Consider the following 18,915-nt stretch of genomic DNA (forward strand, 5'->3'; position numbering starts at 1 on the left):
AAATATAATGGAAACAAAACTTAAAAAATTGGTATTAGAGGGTTTTTATCACGAAGCAGAAAATGTAATGTTAACAATACCATTAAATGCACAAAGAGATATAATCATGAATTTAGCATATGATACAGAAAGTATTGCAATATACGGATTTTTGCGATACATGTTAGAAAAAAATAAAACAAAATATTTATTAGAAATGACTATAGATGTAATGATTAATCCATTATGCTTTGTAGAAGGTGCATATGAAGTGGCACTTTTTCATACCAGAGAATTATTAAAAATAGATTTTTCTGTAGAAACTATGGAAAAAGTGATTTTTTTTCACGATATTCCAGAAAAACTGGTTGAGGAAAAAGAAGCAGAAGCAGTGGCAAGAGAAATAATAAAAATAGAACCTGATAATTGTGTCGCTAATCGTATTTTAAAAAACAAAAAATAAAAGACCGATAAAAACCGTACCGTTCGGATTAACTGCGAACTTACAGCAATATAATGGTCTCATAAATTAAGACACTTTTTCGGACAAATATTAATGAATCTGATATACTAAAATCAGTATGAAAGTGAGGATTCATCATTATGTCCAGACAAAGAAGAAACTTTAGTGCCAAATTTAAATCAGACCTGGTAATCGAGCTGCTTAAGGGCGAGAAAGATCTCAACACCCTTGCAACCGAGAATAACATCCAACCAAATCTGCTCCGCAATTGGAAGAAAGAATTCCTTAACAATGCCTCTGCAGTATTCGATGACAAGCGTCAGGAAAACCTCAAAGACAAGCTTGCTGAAGAACGCAAGGAAAAGGCGGAGTATGCGAAAAAGGTTGGTCAGTTAACCATGCAGGTTGACTGGCTCAAAAAAAAATCTGAAGAAATTTGTGGACCTGACTACGAGAGTAAGTTTAGTCCAAAACCTTTTGACTACTAAAGAAATCCCGGCATCTGTAGGAGCAAAACTGCTTGATATCAACCGTACAAGCATCTATTACAAGACTTCACCTGTATCAGACGAAGAACTGGCTTGTAAAGAGATTATCGACCATCTTCATACGGATAATCCAACCTGGGGTGCAAGGCAAATGTCTGCACAACTCAAAAACAGAGGTTATCATGTTGGGCGTCGTAAAGCACGCCGCTATATGAATGAGATGGATATTTACCCAATCTATCCTAAGATGAATCTTTCCAAGCGGATGCAACAGGCAAAGGGATGTCCTTATCTTCTTCGAAATGCCGTCATAGATGCACCAAATCAGGCGTGGTCTATTGACATTACATATATTCCAATCAGACACGGATTTCTGTATCTGACAGCTGTAATCGACTAGTACAGCCGTTGTATCGTAGGCTGGGAAGTCGATGATACCCTTGATACCAGAATGGTTATCAATGCTCTAAAAAAAGCATTTGCTGTGTCAAAACCACAGATTTTGAACTCTGATCAGGGTTGTCAGTTCACAAGTCAGAAATACATTGAATTTGTAAAAGAAAACGGTATCCGTCAGAGTATGGATGGAAAAAGCCGTTGGGCTGACAACATCATGATTGAGCGATGGTTCCGCAGCTTCAAGTATGAAGAAGCTTATCTGACGCTGTATAACAACATCAAGGATGCCAGAGTTGCTATTGGACGATATGTCCACACCTATAACTTTGAAAGATGCCATTCTGCCCTTGATTACAAAACACCGGCTGAATGTTACTACCCGGCAATGCTTTTGCCGTATGCAGCTTAATGCATATATGGATCTGGGGAGTGTTCCACTATCCTCCCCATGTTCCTTGTTACTTATCAACCATATCAGTTCATTATAAAAATCTTAGATTTTTGTCTTGACAACTGAGCCACTATACAATGAATCAGGAAGTGATTGAAAATCTCGAAAGTATCGCAGACGGCTATTTGGATGTGATTGTAACAATGAATTATAATATTGATATTATTTCAGAAGAGGAGCCAGAAATAGAAATTAAGAGTTGATTAATTTTTTGAAATATGTTCAAGAAGAACATATTAAAGTTGAATTAGCATTATTTCATAATATCTATGGAATTACTAATTAAGGAATACCTTGATGATCAGGAGTGTAGATATCTTGGATGATCAGGGAAATATTATTACAAGACGGTGGTATGATTCTAATGGAAATGCATACAGGGATGTAGATATGACTAATCACGGAAATTCTAAAACACATCCAGAATATCCGCATGAACATACATGGAACTGGTCTGACGGTATTCCGAAAAGAAGTAAATAATACGAGGAAGGTAAAACTATGGCATTGGAACATTGTTTCAGTATAATCAAAAATAAAGAGAAAATTGAAAAGGTTAATATTCCGGATGATTTTATTAACTATATAAAAGACAGCCTTTTTTGGATTGTTTCATCGTGGAATGGGAAAACACTTAAGAGTGGATTACCATATTATGGAGAGGCCTTAATATCTGATGAGGAACTTGTTAAATTTAAAACAATATTAGAAAAGTGGAGAGGGTTATTTTCATTGGGAACAGAAGAAATAAACTTAACAGGTGATTTTTTAATAGATGAGATGAAGTACGAAAAAGTAATATATAAAAAATGTGAATTATTAAATATACTTGATGGACTATTGCAATTGTGCGATAAAGCGGAATGTTTGAAAGCAGATATTTTATATGAGGGAATTTGATTTTTTTACTTGAATTTACGAAGGAGTATCAGTTTTTTAGGGCGATTTTTATGATGAATGAAAGAGGTTCAAATGTAACGATGTATTTATTATACTACTATGTATAAAAACGGGAAAATGTATAATTTGGAAGTGTTGTATGATGAAATTTCTAATACAGTGTATTATTTTGAGTATGCAAGAAAAGCAATGGGAAACTTGCCAGCAATTGAGTGGATTTTTGTATACAAATGAAAATTGTAAAACACATCCAGCATATCTGCATGAACATACCTGGAACTGGTCTGACGGTATTCCGAAAAGAAGTAAATAACAGAAAGGAACTATATGGCAGAAGTAGTAGAAATAAATATTATATCTAGAGTTGTTTTGGATAATGATATATTATTTTCATTTATTCATGAGCAGGTTGAAATACAGGGCAATAGGACTATTGAGGCAATGAACAATTGGGCGTATGAGGGATTACATAGGTTAGGCTCTAAAGAAGATATACAAAATCTACTTGATACAAAAATTGTATGCATTACGCAGAAAGCAGTGGATGGGTATGTGGGATTAAACATAGAAAAGGTTGATAAAAGATTTTATTATACAATTTGGTTTAATAATAATAAATATGAAAATATAAATAATTATTATCAATTAATTAAATCATTTATTTCATTTGCGATGCTCCAGATTGGTAAACAATTGATTGTGTGTGCAATTGGGAAGGAGGTTATTTTTGAGTTTGATGAAGATATGAATAAACTCTTAAATAATGCACTATAATGGTCTCATAAATTAAGACACTTTTTCGGACAAATATTAATGAATCTGATATACTAAAATCAGTATGAAAGTGAGGATTCATCATTATGTCCAGACAAAGAAGAAACTTTAGTGCCAAATTTAAATCAGACCTGGTAATCGAGCTGCTTAAGGGCGAGAAAGATCTCAACACCCTTGCAACCGAGAATAACATCCAACCAAATCTGCTCCGCAATTGGAAGAAAGAATTCCTTAACAATGCCTCTGCAGTATTCGATGACAAGCGTCAGGAAAACCTCAAAGACAAGCTTGCTGAAGAACGCAAGGAAAAGGCGGAGTATGCGAAAAAGGTTGGTCAGTTAACCATGCAGGTTGACTGGCTCAAAAAAATCTGAAGAAATTTGTGGACCTGACTACGAGAGTAAGTTTAGTCCAAAACCTTTTGACTACTAAAGAAATCCCGGCATCTGTAGGAGCAAAACTGCTTGATATCAACCGTACAAGCATCTATTACAAGACTTCACCTGTATCAGACGAAGAACTGGCTTGTAAAGAGATTATCGACCATCTTCATACGGATAATCCAACCTGGGGTGCAAGGCAAATGTCTGCACAACTCAAAAACAGAGGTTATCATGTTGGGCGTCGTAAAGCACGCCGCTATATGAATGAGATGGATATTTACCCAATCTATCCTAAGATGAATCTTTCCAAGCGGATGCAACAGGCAAAGGGATGTCCTTATCTTCTTCGAAATGCCGTCATAGATGCACCAAATCAGGCGTGGTCTATTGACATTACATATATTCCAATCAGACACGGATTTCTGTATCTGACAGCTGTAATCGACTGGTACAGCCGTTGTATCGTAGGCTGGGAAGTCGATGATACCCTTGATACCAGAATGGTTATCAATGCTCTAAAAAAGCATTTGCTGTGTCAAAACCACAGATTTTGAACTCTGATCAGGGTTGTCAGTTCACAAGTCAGAAATACATTGAATTTGTAAAAGAAAACGGTATCCGTCAGAGTATGGATGGAAAAAGCCGTTGGGCTGACAACATCATGATTGAGCGATGGTTCCGCAGCTTCAAGTATGAAGAAGCTTATCTGACGCTGTATAACAACATCAAGGATGCCAGAGTTGCTATTGGACGATATGTCCACACCTATAACTTTGAAAGATGCCATTCTGCCCTTGATTACAAAACACCGGCTGAATGTTACTACCCGGCAATGCTTTTGCCGTATGCAGCTTAATGCATATATGGATCTGGGGAGTGTTCCACTATCCTCCCCATGTTCCTTGTTACTTATCAACCATATCAGTTCATTATAAAAATCTTAGATTTTTGTCTTGACAACTGAGCCACTATACATTGTTATTATTGAAAAATTATGAAGAATATAATCATTTCTTTTGGTTTGATGAATAAGTAGTTTACTAATTTGATGCAAAGAGGATAGGAATAGGACTGTAAACGGTAGATCATCTGACAAACACAGAAGGAATACTTGAGACAGCTTACAGCTATGATGCATTTGGCAATGTCTCCGTAAGTGGAAATACAGAGATACAGAATCCGTATACCTACAATGCGGAATATATCGATGCATCGACCGGAAACCAGTACCTGAGAGCGAGATATTATGATCTAGAGGAAGGAATCTTCCTGACACAGGACAGCTATTTGGGAAGTCTGTTAGAACCACTCAGCCAGAACCTGTATACCTATGCGGAAAACAATCCGGTGAATTACAGTGATCCGAGTGGACATGGAATCTTAAGTAAGATAATTAAGTAAGATAAAATCAGCGGCAAAGAAAGTTGCAACTACGGTGAAAAATACCTATAATAAAGCCAAAACATGGGTGAAAAACACCTATAATAAGGCGAAAAACTGGGTATCCAATACCTATCAAAATGCAAAAAAGGCACTTACAAATGTAGTATCCAGTAGTGGCTCATCAGAAAAAAACAAATCCGGAAAATCTTCATCAGGGGGAAGGTATTCAAGTGGAGGAAGTAATGCTGGAAACAGAAAATCTTCATCATCCAGCAGAGGAAGCGGTAAAAGTAATTTTTATCGGCCATCGACCTATGAACGGGCGAAAAGCTTTGGACAGTCCAGGTATAACTGGTTTAGTTCAAAAATGAAAGAATCTGGAAATATCAGAAATTCCTGGACAAAGGCAATAGAGAAAACCGTAAGAAAGTTTTGTACTACAGCAAGTCGTATAAAGAAAGATGCAGTTAGGTCTGTCAAGGCTGCTAATATTGCGATCGGGATAAGTGCAATAACCATAGGCAAGATGAAATTAGAGCAGTTAAAAAAGAAACTTCCTAATATCAATATCAGTATTGATTATACAGGAACGTGGAAAGACAGTTTGCAGTTGGGACTTGGTATAGTTACGACGGGCGGAGGACTGCTCTTAACATTAGCGGGTGGTGGAAGTGAAATAGCAAGCGTTGGTTCATCCAGTGCAATCAGTATTCCGGTTGCAACAGAAGGAATTGCGATTGCAGGCACCGGATTGGCAATCTCAGGTTCCGCACTGGCGAATATGTTCGATGTACGGATTCAGAAATCAGAAAGTAATAAAGGAAATGAATCTGGGAAGAGTACTGGTGAGAGTGGGAAAGTAGATAATACATTAACTGATGCTCAGAAAAGTAGATTGAATGCGTTGGAAAATACGATTAACGACCATTTAACAGATGGAGATTTTAGTGGAACATTAAGAGACTTGCAAGGGGATCCAGTTCCAAATGGCAGAGGTGGATATTTTGATCATTTAGGAGAAATGCAAGATTCTTATAAATCGTTACGAAAAATTAAGAAAGCCTTAGAAGGTTCACTAAAAAATCCAAACCTCTCTGATGTAGATAGAGCATTATTGCAAGAAGGGCTGAATAAAGCAAATTCTTATATTAATAAAATAGAGGAATTGTTTGATCCCTATGGAGGTATAAATTGATGCAAGACAAGAGAAAAATAAAAGAAATATATAATTGTATATCTATTTCCTCTAATGAGGAATTGTATCCATTGCAGAAATGGTATAATCAATTAATAGAAAAAACAATTGCAGAAATTACTGTGGAAGATGTTTTAAGAATGATACGTCAAAAAGAATTTACAAATCTTGCTGTATCAAAGGCAATAAATTTTTTGAAAGAGGATGTATTTGTTGGCGAATTATATGAAGGTGAGCTCCTTGAAAAAGTATCAGAAATGGATAGTTCATTTTTAATATCTTATGCAGATGACTTAAAAAATATTATTAAGAATGCATTAGTAAAAAGTGAAACACGTGACTGGATATATGCCGGAGAAGAGGAAGAATTTAAAGATATGATAGATACTTTATCCAAAAAAATAATGTGATAAGTTGATTAATTTTTTGAAAGAGGTTTAAATCTTTTGTGCTGGGAGGAATAACTAAATGGTAAATCTTATTCAAATGATAGTTGCGCAGGCTGCAACGACAGCATTTGAAGTGATAATGCAGAAGAAAACTTTGGATTTGATTGAAAGTAGTGAAAAGGAATGGAACGAAAATTTCCGCTATTTTGTATCAGGATATTATGAGGGAATTGCTATTCGATACCTGTGACCGGTACTCTGTATATTTCTTGTGTTGTGTACAATTGGTTCGTATATAAGTGGATCAGAAAACTGGGGATATAGTCTGTTTTTCATGGCGTGTGCCATCGCAATGTTTGTATATACGATTGTACTTCAAAAAAATATGTGGGTTATTCTTTACTGGAAGGGTGGACTGCTATTTATGGATCGTGGTGGGAATATGGTCAGCAAAATCCTATCTAATGCATTATCACAGGTAAAATTCAAAGGACGAAAAATAATCATTCCTTATAATGGTAAAAGATATGTGATTGTACGATGCAAAAATGATAATGAAAAGGATGTCCAGGAGATGTTGCAATTTTACCACCTTGTGTGATGCGGATTGGATGATTCAGTAGGGAGAAAGAGTAGTGAGAAAATTATATTGTATATTATTATGTGGCTTCATTGTATTAAGTGTTTTAGGATGCGCGGATAAAGACACGTTTGCAGGAGCAAACAGAGAGGAAAGAATTATTATGTCATTGGAAAAGACATATCCGGAGCATACATTTCAAATAGTAAAACCTTATGATAAATATAATGGGAATTATTATGCGGTATGTGAAGATGAAAAGGGAATTCAATTTAAAGTTCATACAATCATGTATGATAATAGATATCATTTTGGATGTTATGATCAATATTTAGTGGAAATTGAGAAAAAAGGGAATTTCATCAATAAGACTGCTGAGATAGCAAAGAAACATGGATATGACATTAGGTATGATGAGGATAATCAAACACTGGCATTGGTGATAGACGTAGATCATACAGTAGATACCAGTGATGTGACGGAAACTATAGTAGAAATACTGAATGCTGCGCCAACGCTACCTGAGATAGACTATCCAGATACCACTTTTTCAACAGGAGTTGAAAATTACTTCTCTGAACCAGAAATGTACAAACTTCTATACGATTTTGTGACAGAGGGAAAAAATATAGTTGGAATAGGAGATGTTCCAATTAATCAAAGGGAAGAAGAGAAAGCTACTATAGAAGAAGCTGTAGTGGAGGCATATAATTCAGCTATGAAAAATAAAGAGTCATACTAAAAATTGATAAACTGTAAAAATATTCAGAAATAAGTAAGTAGGAGAAAATGAATTATGAACATGAGACAAAAATTGAGATGCATTTTAACTATAATGGGGATTATTACTGTTTGTACGGCTTGTATAGTGCAGAAGGATCCGGTAGATAACTCTGATGATAGTGGAACAAAGAAAAAGTCTTTTGGAAAATACGATATTATGAAGGGATGGAGTGAAAGTGATTATTCCAGAGATGAAAAATATGTATATGTGAAAAAAGGCACGGATAATAAGGATGAGTTCAATAATTTTGTTGTTGGTTCAGGTGAGAGTGATTATTCAGAAGAAGAATATGAACAGTTTGAGAAAGCAATTTTACAGCAATTGTCAAGTAAAATAGGACAGTTAGATAATGCAACATTAAAAGGAACAGCAGGTACTACAGATCAAGGTTATACTTTGCTTACTTTTGCTATAACGGAATCAAATGGTACGGTAACGACACAATATTATATTATAGGTGAAAAGAAATATTGTCTTATTCAGGAAACAAATTATGATAAATCGGAGGAATGTGATGATGCGACGATGGAAGCAGTAAATAGTTTTACCTGGTGAAGATTAAACGATGTAAGTGCTTCGGATAGTTTAATTTGTTTTTCATGCCATGTCCATGTAAAGTAGGATATATATATTAGTAGAACCGTTAGAATGTCTCGATACAGATAATATCATTGGTGTTAGAATATATTTTTAAGTCGTTTTAATAGCTTTTAGCTGTTTTAATTTTTAGTTCAAAAGGATCTGTCAATCAGATGTGAAGAGGGCTCTTGGATTTTGAATAATTAAAAACTGGAGAATGGTCGAAAAATAACAGACACTCTCCAGTTTTTATATTTGTGTGCCTAAGGGCAGAAGAAGAGGGGATCGTGGTGAACCCGGACGGCATTACGAACAGCTATGATGCATTTGGCAATGTCTCCGTAAGTGGAAATACAGAGATACAGAATCCGTATACCTACAATGCGGAATATATCGATGCATCGACCGGAAACCAGTACCTGAGAGCGAGATATTATGATCTAGAGGAAGGAATCTTCCTGACACAGGACAGCTATTTGGGAAGTCTGTTAGAACCACTCAGCCAGAACCTGTATACCTATGCGGAAAACAATCCGGTGAATTACAGTGATCCGAGTGGACATGGAATCTTAAGTAAGATAAAATCAGCTGCAAAGAAAGTTGCAACTACGGTAAAAAATACCTATAATAAAGCCAAAACATGGGTGAAAAACACTTATAATAAGGCAAAAAACAGGGTATCCAATACCTATCAAAATGCAAAAAAGGCACTTACAAATATAGTATCCAGTAGTGGCTCATCAGAAAAAAACAAATCCGGAAAATCTTCATCAGGGGGAAGGTATTCAAGTGGAGGAAGTAACGCTGGAAACAGAAAATATTCATCATCCAGCAGAGGAAGCGGTAAAAGTAATTTTTATCGGCCATCGACCTATGAACGGGCGAAAAGCTTTGGACAGTCCAGGTATAACTGGTTTAGTTCAAAAATGAAAGAATCTGGAAATATCAGAAATTCCTGGACAAAGGCAATAGAGAAAACCGTAAGAAAGTTTTGTACTACAGCAAGTCGTATAAAGAAAGATGCAGTTAAGTCTGTCAAGGCTGCTAATATTGCGATCGGGATAAGTGCAATAACCATAGGCAAGATGAAATTAGAGCAGTTAAAAAAGAAACTTCCTAATATCAATATCAGTATTGATTATACAGGAACGTGGAAAGACAGTTTGCAGTTGGGACTTGGTATAGTTACGACGGGCGGAGGACCGCTCTTAACATTAGCGGGTGGTGGAAGTGAAATAGCAAGCGTTGGTTCATCCAGTGCAATCAGTATTCCGGCTGCGGCAGAAGGAATTGGTATTGCAGGTTCAGGTTTAGCTATATCACTTGATGCTTTAAGGAATATGTTTGATGTACGGATTCAGAAATCAGAAAGCAGTAAAGGCAGTGAATCCGGGAAGAATGGTAGTGACACATCAGAGGCATTGAATAAGGAGGGTACAAATTCTGAATGGCATAGAATGACTTCGAAGGAATCACAACAAGCTGCTAAGAAGTTGGGGTATGAAAAAACAAACTACAGAGCAAAAAATGGAGAACCAATTTATTACAATAAAAAGACAAAAACATATATAAGTCAAGATATCGGGAGTGCCGATGGAAGTGGACCGCATAACGGTGGGGTATGGAAAATGGGAAAATCTCCACAAGAATTAAATAGTAAAAGTACAAGACTTGGAACTTATGATGGAAATTTGAATAGAATAGGGGATTAAATGAAAAATACTATGACAAAAAATATTACAATTAGAGATATTATTTATTCTAGAATCGATTTTATAGAAAATAATAATATTTTTGATAAAAAGGAATATATGTATGTTAATAAGGGTGAAATAGAAGCATATAGCGAAATATTAACTGATATTGAGTTGTTAACAATTGATGCGTTTGTTGAAAAATATTTATGTATTTTAAAAAAAGTTTCGGAGAAATTAGACAATGAACATAATCTAGGAGACAATGAGCAAGAAAGAATGTCAGGATATAATAATGCTATTGTATTTGTTTTATCTTTAATTAATCCAATATATGAATATGAGTTGGAATAGCATGGGATAGTTAGATGAACCTTTTCATTAGCAAGAATGAAAAGGTTGTTGAAAATTATTAATGAAAAATCCACTAATAGAAGATTTAGAAAACAAGCAACGATGATAGCAGGAATGAGTGCGATGGTTGTAACTAAGATGGAATTACAACGATTGAAAGAGAAACTGCCGAATATCAGTATCCGTTACACTGGAACATGGAAAGACAGCCTCAAATTTGGAGTTGGGATGGCTACGACGGCGGCAGGAATAATTTTAGCATTGTTGGGTGGCGGAAGTGAGATATTGACAGGCGGTGTGAGTACAGCAATCAGTGTTCCGGCTGCTGCATCGGGAATTGCGATTGCAGGCACCGGATTGGCAATCTCAGGTTCCGCACTGGCGAATATGTTCGATGTACGGATCCAGAAATCGGAAAGTAGTAAAGGAAATGGTGACGGAGTTGGTGCAAAAAATACTGAACAATATCTTAGAAAGGCAGAAGAGTTTGCAAAAAACGCAAAGAAAGGATCAACAAAAAGCCGTGTTAGAGGTGAAGTGGAGGGGGTAATTCGCTATAAGAAAAATGGAAAATATATTGATATTGCACCAGATGGATCAATTGTGTCATTTGGAAAACAATAGGGAGGTAAAACTATGGCATTGGAACATTGTTTCAGTATAATCAAAAATAAAGAGAAAATTGAAAAGGTTAATATTCCGGATGATTTTATTAACTATATAAAAGACAGCCTTTTTTGGATTGTTTCATCGTGGAATGGGAAAACACTTAAGAGTGGATTACCATATTATGGAGAGGCCTTAATATCTGATGAGGAACTTGTTAAATTTAAAACAATATTAGAAAAGTGGAGAGGGTTATTTTCATTGGGAACAGAAGAAATAAACTTAACAGGTGATTTTTTAATAGATGAGATGAAGTACGAAAAAGTAATATATAAAAAATGTGAATTATTAAATATACTTGATGGACTATTGCGATTGTGCGATAAAGCGGAATGTTTGAAAGCAGATATTTTATATGAGGGAATTTGATTTTTTTACTTGAATTTACGAAGGAGTATCAGTTTTTTAGGGCGATTTTTATGATGAATGAAAGAGGTTCAAATGTAACGATGTATTTATTATACTACTATGTATAAAAACGGGAAAATGTATAATTTGGAAGTGTTGTATGATGAAATTTCTAATACAGTGTATTATTTTGAGTATGCAAGAAAAGCAATGGGAAACTTGCCAGCAATTGAGTGGATTTTTGTATATAAATGAAAATTGTAAAACACATCCAGCATATCTGCATGAACATACCTGGAACTGGTCTGACGGTATTCCGAAAAGAAGTAAATAACAGAAAGGAACTATATGGCAGAAGTAGTAGAAATAAATATTATATCTAGAGTTGTTTTGGATAATGATATATTATTTTCATTTATTCATGAGCAGGTTGAAATACAGGGCAATAGGACTATTGAGGCAATGAACAATTGGGCGTATGAGGGATTACATAGGTTAGGCTCTAAAGAAGATATACAAAATCTACTTGATACAAAAATTGTATGCATTACGCAGAAAGCAGTGGATGGGTATGTGGGATTAAACATAGAAAAGGTTGATAAAAGATTTTGTTATACAATTTGGTTTAATAATAATAAATATGAAAATATAAATAATTATTATCAATTAATTAAATCATTTATTTCATTTGCGATGCCCCAGATTGATAAACAATTGATTGTATGTGCAATTGGGAAGGAGGTTATTTTTGAGTTTGATGAAGATATGAATAAACTCTTAAATAATGCACATAACATTGATATTTGGATTTTTTTTAATGAAATGTTTGATGCGAACAGCTTGGATTTAAAAATGTCAGATTATAAAATAGATAAAACAAAAGATTATCTAATAATTAAGAAACAGAGTTTTCGGTATGAATTAAAAGATGACAATTAAAATTACTGGCGACTTCCGATAAGGGAAAAGGAGCAGTTGGTAGCAAGGTAGCTCCGGCTATGTCCAGCGTATTTCGGAAACCGCATAAAGAAAGATGCAGTTAAAGATAACAAATGAAATAAGAAAATGGTTAGAAGAAAATGGATGAAAAAGGTCGCATAATAGCAACCATACTCTTACCTTTTGAAACATCGATACCTACTGCGTTCATAAATTTGTCACTCCTTAAGATTATTGCTCTTAATGTTATATGCATTGCCAAAGGCAGGTGAAAATTAAAAATATGGAAAAATATTTGAAAGAAACAATGATGCTGGATTATTCAAATGAAAAAATACAGCAGTTGATTAAAGAGAGAAAATGGAATGAGCTGGATGAATTTGAGTGCATCAGAGACATATACAATTTTGTAAGAGATGAAATATTGTTCGGATACAATATAGATGACAGTCTTCCTGCATCAAAAGTTCTGGCTGATGGTTTTGGTCAGTGCAACACAAAAGGAACGCTGTTTATGGCATTGCTGAGAGCGTGCAATATTCCTTGCAGGATTCATGGATTTATGATTGATAAAAAGCTGCAAAAGGGTGCAATGACAGGGATTGTATATAAAAATGCACCACAAAAAGTATTTCATAGCTGGGTTGAGGTTTATCACGAAAACCAATGGTATGAATTAGAAGGATATATTCTTGATATTATGTATTTGAGAAAATTGCAAAATAAGAACAAAAAATGCACAGGTACTTTTTGTGGATACGGCGTAGCAGTTAAGGATTTTCAAAATCCGACCATTGACTTTAACCGAAATAATACATATATCCAAAGCGAGGGAATTACTCAGGATTTCGGAATATATGATTCACCCGACGATTTACTTCAAGTACATCATCAGGAAATGTCAGCAGTTAAAGCATTTATGTATAAGCATTTGGGCAGGCATTTGATGAATAGAAATGTTAAAAAAATCAGAAACCTATAATTTGTTTCGGAACAGGAAGAAAAAAATTTTTATAAGAAAAAATGTCAGGCATCTGGAATGGAAAATTTTGAGGTTTTCAAGGGATTCCGGTGCCTGGCGTTTTCAGCTAAAATCACAAAATGGAGATACTTTCCGGTTACTCTGTTATAGGGAATGATTTATGGTAAACTATGGAGAGATACTGTGGAGATTATGATGAATGTAAACCGTGGTTTATAGAGTTTTCAATGTGAGCTTTACAGGAAAAGGAGATGAGAAGGGACATGCAGAATATATTAGTCGTAGAGGACGATCATGATCTGAACCAGGCCATCTGTTATTCTCTGAAAAAGTCGGGATATGGAACTTATGGTGCTGAGTCTGCTGAGAGCGGACGGACAGAGTTCCTTAGAAACCGGATTGACCTGGTGTTGTTGGATGTGAATCTTCCCGATGGAGAAGGATTTTCTTTTTGCCGTTGGATAAAAAGCAGGAAGGAAACTCCGGTTATTTATCTGACAGCCAGAGATATGGAAGAAGATGTGCTGACGGGATATGAATCCGGTGCAGAAGATTATATTACAAAACCATTTTCAATGAAGATTTTGTCCAGGAAAATCGATGTGATTCTGAAAAGGACGGTTTTGGTCAGTCAACTGATCTTTGAAGATGGGTATTTATCTATAGACATGGATAATGTGAAGGTATCTGTGAAAGGTCGGGAATGTTCGGTGACACCAACAGAGTGCCGGCTGCTTCGGCAGTTCCTTTTGAATCGTGGACAACTGCTTACCTATGATCTGCTGTTAGAACGATTATGGGACAGCGGGAGTCAGTTTGTAGACAGGCATGCCCTAGCAGTCAACATTAACCGTCTGAGAGGAAAGATCGAAGATGAAACTCACAAATATATTTCAAATGTATATGGGATGGGATATCAATGGATTGGCTGATATGGAGCATAATAATCGCTTTATCTGTGGCGGTACTTATAATGATACGGAAAAATTATCAGATAAAAAAAGAAGCAGAACTATTTGCGGGAAAAGTAGAAGATACCCTGGAAGCGATCATAACGGGAAGAGGATGGAAAGCAGAAGAAGAGCTGGAGGACAGTCTTTGGGGGCGAACCGGAACGCAGTTGGAGAAAGCAGAATCTGTATTTTGGCAAAAAGAAGAAGATAGCTTCAGGGAAAAAGAAATAGTAAAAGGACTGATTGCCGATATTTCACATCAGACAAGAACCCCTGTTGCCAATATGAAGTTATATACGGAACTTCTTGAAGATGAAGTAGTCTCACAAAATGGAAAAATATTTATTTCAAAAATTAAAGAACAGATGGAAAAAATTGATTTCTTAATGCAGAGCATGCTAAAAATGTCGAGACTTGAAACCGGAATTATCCAGATACAGAAAAAAGACAAAAATTTGTATGAGACCATCCACCATGCAGTTGCAGATCTTGTACCGGAGGCAGCATCGAAAAGCATTGATCTGTATGTGAAGAGTGATGAAAATATAGTCATCGGTCATGACAGTAAATGGACGGAGGAAGCAATTCATAACATCCTGGATAATGCAATCAAATATACGGAGCCTGGTGGAAAAATAAGTATTCAGACAGAGAAGCAGGAGTTATTTTTTAAGGTCAGCATTTCTGATACGGGAAAAGGAATCGCTGCGGAAAGACAGGCAGAAATATTTACAAGATTTTATCGTGAACCGGAAGTGCATGAGAAACCGGGAGCCGGAATCGGATTATATCTTGCGAGAAAGATAATGGAGATTCAGAAAGGCTATATTGAAGTTCAGTCCGAAGCAGGACAGGGAGCAACTTTTAATCTGTATTTTCCGGTGGGAAAAGTGTAAAAAAATTCCATCTGTCACAGTCCTGAGATAATTGCAGATTGAGACTGGTTTGTGATTTTTATAAGATATTCTGTCTGATATCAGGAAGGGAGACAGACCAATGAAAGAATACATTGTAGAGACAAAAAGTCTGAAAAAATATTATCAGATGGGTGAAAATACAGTAAAGGCATTAGATGGTGTTGATTTCCGCGTGAAAGCCAGGGAATTTGTTGCAATTATTGGGAAAAGCGGGTCCGGAAAAAGCACGCTTCTGCATATGCTGGGAGGACTGGATGAGCCGACAGATGGAAGTGTGCTGATTGATGGAAAGATTCTGAGCGGGTTGAAAAAAGAGCAGTTGGCGATCTTACGAAGGAGAAAGATTGGTTTTATTTTTCAGAATTATAATCTTGTACCGGATCTGAATGTATATGAAAATGTTGTTCTTCCGGTGGAACTGGACGGAAGAAAAGTGGATGAGGAATATGTAAGCGAAATACTGGAACTTTTAGGATTGTCAAAGAAAAAGGATGCTTTCCCGGGAAATTTATCCGGCGGACAGCAGCAGAGAGTTGCGATTGCCAGGGCTGTTGCGGCAAAGCCGGTCATAATCCTTGCAGATGAACCGACCGGCAACCTGGATTCGGCTACCAGTCATGAGGTGCTTGGACTTCTGAAGATGGCAGCCCGACAATTCAGTCAGACGATCATCCTGATCACGCATGACAGGGACATTGCACAGCTTGCAGACCGTATTGTACATATTGAAGATGGGAAGATCGTGGGCAATACCGGGAAAGGGAGTGAACTTCATGCTTAAAAATCCGAATTATAAAGTAATCCGAAGGATGGCGTGGAGAAATTTGAAAGCGAATGGGAGAAAGACCATAACTCTGTTTCTTGCAGTACTCCTTTCCTCTTTTCTGATCTTTACAATATTTACGGTTGGAAATTCCTATTTCAAACTTCAGAAACTTCAGAATATCCGTATGTCAGGGGCTGATTTTGATGCGATCATGTATGGTGTGACAGAGGAACAAAGACAGATATGTGAAAATGCTCCAGAGATTATTCTGACCGGTACAATAGGGATCTGTGGATGGGTAGAAAAGACAGAGAAAGATTCCACACCCAATGTGGGGCTGGTCTGGGCAGATGATGGATACTGGACACAGATGATGGAGTCGGTGAGAGAAAAGCTGGAAGGAAAATATCCGAAAGCTTTCAATGAAATCATGGTGACAAAAGAAGCTTTGAAAGAATGCGGTTATGAAGATCTGACAGTAGGTGATACACTTACTATGTCCTATGGGACATATAGCGGGACTGCTACAGGGAGTTTCCGGATCAGTGGCATCTGGGACGGGTATGGACCAAAGAAGCAGTTTTATGTCTCAAAAGAATTTTACGATCAGTCAGGCTGGCAGCTTTCACAGTCTGCTTCGGGGCGTTATTTTATTGATTTTAAGCAAAAACTCATGACACAAAAAGAACAGAAAGCCTTTATCGAACGGATGAATCTGGGAAAGCAGCAGTCTCTCTTTTTCACTGAAGATCCTGGCACATCGTTACAGATCCTGGCAGGGCTGCTCGGGCTGAGTGCGGTTACGTGTTTGTGTGCGTATCTGCTTATTTATAATATCATGCATCTTTCAGTAGCAGGAAAAGTCCGTTATTATGGTCTGCTTCAGACCATTGGAATGACAGAAACGCAGATCAAAAGAATGATGAAGGAGCAGATGCTGCTGCTCGGCCTTGCCGGAACGGGAACAGGATGTCTGCTGGGAGTGCTGGTATCCTTTTTCCTGATCCCTGTAGTGATAAAATCTCTGGGGATCAAAAGCAGCTATGTCGGTTCTGTTATGATCTGCTTTCATCCGGTTATTTTGATCGCAACGGTTCTGCTTGTCGGAACTACGATTTTCCTTGCAGCCAGAAAACCTGTAAAAATGGCTGCAAATATCTCTCCGATGGAGGCACTTGGTTATCGGGCAGCCGGAAAAGGCGGAAAGGCAGGAAGAAAAGGAAACATAATACGGAGACTTTCGTGGGGACAGTTTACAAAAGACAAAAAGCGGACTACTGTAGTAATCCTGTCGCTTGCCACCAGTTTATCGGTATATCTCTGCATTACGACAATGCTGGACAGTCAGGCAGCAAGAACAATCGTGTCGAATAGTATGGACACGGATCTGCTGATCAAAAATGATACGGCACTAAAAGAAAATGTGGCAGAACGAAAAAATATTCTGGATGAATCTCTGATAAAATCAATCCGTGAGACAGACGGAGTTTCAAAAGTTCATTCTATGATATTTACAGAGATCACAGTTCCGTGGGAACCGGATTTCGCTGAAATGTGGATGGAAGAATTTTATGCAAAATGGATGAGTATTCCATACAGTAAGGAAAAGGAAGAGTATCAGAATCATCCTGAAAAATTCAAGTCTTCCCTGATTGGAATTGGTGAAGCAGAATTTGATTATCTGAATAAAAGTCTTGAGCATCCAGTGAAGAAAGAAGAATTTCTTTCGGGAAAAGTATGTATTATTTACCGGAATGGACTGGATTTTACGGATGCTGAGCTTACAGGAAAAAAGGTGACCTGTACTCTGTATGGAGATCAGCAGATGACAAAAACTTTTACCATAAAAGGCATTACGGATGAAAGCTATTATATGGCAATTTTGGGATATCCGCCTACGATCATAACAAGTGATCGGGTAGTGCGGTCATTTGCAGATCAGTGCATTACATTAAAGACCAGTATCAAATACCAGAAAGAATATGACAGAAATACAGAGAAGAAGCTTCTGGCATTATTACAGGAAGATGAGAATGCGAACGATTTCTCCTGGGAATCAAAAATAGAAGAAGCAGACGAGATCAGAAAAGCACAGGGAAGTATGCCACAGTTAGGAATGGGAATTGTACTGATCCTGGCGTTGATCGGGATCATGAATTATATGAATAATTTTGTCGCAAATGTGCAGAACCGGATGATATACCTTTCGGTGATGGAAAGCATTGGAATGACTCCGAAACAGCTTTTGGGAATGCTTATAAGGGAAGGACTCTTCTATGTATGTGGTGCATGGGCTGTTACATTGACAGCAGGAATGGGAGTAACTTATTTTCTCTATCAGTCAATGAATTACCGTGGAGTTGCGTTTTCAATTCCACTGATGCCGATCCTGCTGGCAGTGCTGGTAAGTTTTCTGACCGGTGTTTCAGTTCCTGTATTTACATGGATGGTTTTGGAAAAAAGTGGTACGGTTGTTGAGCGGATTAGAGGGATTATTTAAGAAAAGTTTAACAAATCTTTACGGAATTGTTTAGAAGCATCCCGTACAC

General features: G+C 36.8%; 27 protein-coding genes. All 27 read left to right on the forward strand.

Translation table 11 applies throughout. The annotated features are described in order from the left end of the window. The first annotated feature begins 7 nt into the window (after positions 1 to 7). The 27 genes from NQ541_RS04720 (at position 8) to NQ541_RS04850 (ending at position 18,866) form a co-directional block, all read left to right on the forward strand. Positions 8 to 442, forward strand: coding sequence for a hypothetical protein (locus NQ541_RS04720; protein ID WP_005609760.1), 435 nt, complete (start codon positions 8 to 10; stop codon positions 440 to 442). Positions 443 to 582: 140 nt separating this feature from the next. Further along, on the forward strand, positions 583 to 930 hold the full coding sequence (locus NQ541_RS04725; protein WP_005609354.1) for a transposase: 348 nt from the start codon (positions 583 to 585) through the stop codon (positions 928 to 930). Next, positions 920 to 1,330, forward strand: coding sequence for an IS3 family transposase (locus NQ541_RS04730; RefSeq protein WP_259936572.1), 411 nt, complete (start codon positions 920 to 922; stop codon positions 1,328 to 1,330). The genes NQ541_RS04725 and NQ541_RS04730 overlap by 11 nt, the downstream gene beginning before the upstream one ends. 51 nt (positions 1,331 to 1,381) lie before the next feature. Then, entirely contained in the window at positions 1,382 to 1,738 is a 357-nt protein-coding gene (locus NQ541_RS04735) for an integrase core domain-containing protein (RefSeq protein WP_259936573.1), read from the forward strand. 119 nt (positions 1,739 to 1,857) lie between these two features. Then, entirely contained in the window at positions 1,858 to 1,983 is a 126-nt protein-coding gene (locus tag NQ541_RS04740) for a hypothetical protein (protein ID WP_005609761.1), read from the forward strand. A 115-nt stretch (positions 1,984 to 2,098) separates the two neighbouring features. Further along, the gene (locus NQ541_RS04745) at positions 2,099 to 2,263 is read left to right on the forward strand and encodes a hypothetical protein (protein ID WP_167528442.1); all 165 of its coding nucleotides are present in this window, start codon (positions 2,099 to 2,101) and stop codon (positions 2,261 to 2,263) included. An 18-nt stretch (positions 2,264 to 2,281) separates the two neighbouring features. Continuing rightward, complete coding sequence (locus NQ541_RS04750) at positions 2,282 to 2,680, forward strand: hypothetical protein (RefSeq protein ID WP_005609763.1); 399 nt, start codon at positions 2,282 to 2,284, stop codon at positions 2,678 to 2,680. A 327-nt stretch (positions 2,681 to 3,007) separates the two neighbouring features. Beyond that, positions 3,008 to 3,454 (forward strand): hypothetical protein, encoded by a 447-nt coding sequence (locus NQ541_RS04755; protein ID WP_005609766.1) that lies wholly within the window; start codon positions 3,008 to 3,010, stop codon positions 3,452 to 3,454. 86 nt (positions 3,455 to 3,540) lie between these two features. After that, positions 3,541 to 3,828: a transposase gene (locus NQ541_RS04760; RefSeq protein WP_259936577.1), complete on the forward strand. Its 288-nt coding sequence runs from the start codon at positions 3,541 to 3,543 to the stop codon at positions 3,826 to 3,828. A gap of 47 nt (positions 3,829 to 3,875) precedes the next feature. Then, positions 3,876 to 4,391, forward strand: a complete 516-nt coding sequence (locus NQ541_RS04765) for a DDE-type integrase/transposase/recombinase (RefSeq protein ID WP_259936578.1) — start codon at positions 3,876 to 3,878, stop codon at positions 4,389 to 4,391. Continuing rightward, the gene (locus tag NQ541_RS04770) at positions 4,370 to 4,693 is read left to right on the forward strand and encodes an integrase core domain-containing protein (protein ID WP_259936580.1); all 324 of its coding nucleotides are present in this window, start codon (positions 4,370 to 4,372) and stop codon (positions 4,691 to 4,693) included. The genes NQ541_RS04765 and NQ541_RS04770 overlap by 22 nt, the downstream gene beginning before the upstream one ends. A 314-nt stretch (positions 4,694 to 5,007) precedes the next feature. Then, positions 5,008 to 5,238, forward strand: coding sequence for an RHS repeat-associated core domain-containing protein (locus tag NQ541_RS04775; protein ID WP_233417822.1), 231 nt, complete (start codon positions 5,008 to 5,010; stop codon positions 5,236 to 5,238). Positions 5,239 to 5,272: 34 nt separating this feature from the next. Beyond that, the gene (locus tag NQ541_RS04780) at positions 5,273 to 6,415 is read left to right on the forward strand and encodes a polymorphic toxin type 28 domain-containing protein (protein ID WP_233417821.1); all 1,143 of its coding nucleotides are present in this window, start codon (positions 5,273 to 5,275) and stop codon (positions 6,413 to 6,415) included. Beyond that, a complete protein-coding gene (locus NQ541_RS04785) occupies positions 6,415 to 6,825 on the forward strand; it encodes a contact-dependent growth inhibition system immunity protein (protein ID WP_005609771.1) in 411 nt (136 codons plus the stop codon). The genes NQ541_RS04780 and NQ541_RS04785 overlap by 1 nt, the downstream gene beginning before the upstream one ends. Positions 6,826 to 6,883: 58 nt before the next feature. Next, a complete protein-coding gene (locus NQ541_RS04790; RefSeq protein WP_005609773.1) occupies positions 6,884 to 7,054 on the forward strand; it encodes a hypothetical protein in 171 nt (56 codons plus the stop codon). A gap of 385 nt (positions 7,055 to 7,439) precedes the next feature. Then, positions 7,440 to 8,126 (forward strand): hypothetical protein, encoded by a 687-nt coding sequence (locus NQ541_RS04795; protein WP_005609776.1) that lies wholly within the window; start codon positions 7,440 to 7,442, stop codon positions 8,124 to 8,126. Between the two features lie 54 nt (positions 8,127 to 8,180). Beyond that, positions 8,181 to 8,723 (forward strand): hypothetical protein, encoded by a 543-nt coding sequence (locus NQ541_RS04800; RefSeq protein WP_005609777.1) that lies wholly within the window; start codon positions 8,181 to 8,183, stop codon positions 8,721 to 8,723. A 314-nt stretch (positions 8,724 to 9,037) separates the two neighbouring features. Continuing rightward, positions 9,038 to 10,459, forward strand: coding sequence for a toxin C-terminal domain-containing protein (locus tag NQ541_RS04805; protein ID WP_044940234.1), 1,422 nt, complete (start codon positions 9,038 to 9,040; stop codon positions 10,457 to 10,459). After that, complete coding sequence (locus NQ541_RS04810) at positions 10,460 to 10,795, forward strand: hypothetical protein (protein ID WP_005609781.1); 336 nt, start codon at positions 10,460 to 10,462, stop codon at positions 10,793 to 10,795. A gap of 102 nt (positions 10,796 to 10,897) precedes the next feature. After that, on the forward strand, positions 10,898 to 11,419 hold the full coding sequence (locus tag NQ541_RS04815; protein WP_147644475.1) for a hypothetical protein: 522 nt from the start codon (positions 10,898 to 10,900) through the stop codon (positions 11,417 to 11,419). Between the two features lie 12 nt (positions 11,420 to 11,431). Continuing rightward, a complete protein-coding gene (locus NQ541_RS04820) occupies positions 11,432 to 11,830 on the forward strand; it encodes a hypothetical protein (RefSeq protein WP_005609784.1) in 399 nt (132 codons plus the stop codon). Between the two features lie 327 nt (positions 11,831 to 12,157). Continuing rightward, positions 12,158 to 12,748, forward strand: a complete 591-nt coding sequence (locus NQ541_RS04825) for a hypothetical protein (protein WP_005609785.1) — start codon at positions 12,158 to 12,160, stop codon at positions 12,746 to 12,748. Between the two features lie 283 nt (positions 12,749 to 13,031). Beyond that, on the forward strand, positions 13,032 to 13,730 hold the full coding sequence (locus NQ541_RS04830) for a transglutaminase-like domain-containing protein (protein ID WP_044940240.1): 699 nt from the start codon (positions 13,032 to 13,034) through the stop codon (positions 13,728 to 13,730). 263 nt (positions 13,731 to 13,993) lie between these two features. Beyond that, positions 13,994 to 14,662, forward strand: coding sequence for a response regulator transcription factor (locus NQ541_RS04835; RefSeq protein WP_044940243.1), 669 nt, complete (start codon positions 13,994 to 13,996; stop codon positions 14,660 to 14,662). A 41-nt stretch (positions 14,663 to 14,703) separates the two neighbouring features. After that, a complete protein-coding gene (locus NQ541_RS04840) occupies positions 14,704 to 15,579 on the forward strand; it encodes a sensor histidine kinase (protein ID WP_226969729.1) in 876 nt (291 codons plus the stop codon). A 100-nt stretch (positions 15,580 to 15,679) separates the two neighbouring features. Then, positions 15,680 to 16,381 carry an ABC transporter ATP-binding protein gene (locus NQ541_RS04845; protein WP_005609790.1) on the forward strand — a complete coding sequence of 234 codons (702 nt, stop codon included), beginning with the start codon at positions 15,680 to 15,682 and terminating at the stop codon, positions 16,379 to 16,381. Further along, a complete protein-coding gene (locus NQ541_RS04850) occupies positions 16,374 to 18,866 on the forward strand; it encodes an ABC transporter permease (RefSeq protein ID WP_005609791.1) in 2,493 nt (830 codons plus the stop codon). Before NQ541_RS04845 ends, NQ541_RS04850 begins: the two co-directional genes overlap by 8 nt. The last annotated feature ends 49 nt before the right edge of the window (positions 18,867 to 18,915 follow it).

Origin of the sequence: [Ruminococcus] lactaris ATCC 29176 (assembly GCF_025152405.1) — a bacterium.
Taxonomy (GTDB): domain Bacteria; phylum Bacillota; class Clostridia; order Lachnospirales; family Lachnospiraceae; genus Mediterraneibacter; species Mediterraneibacter lactaris.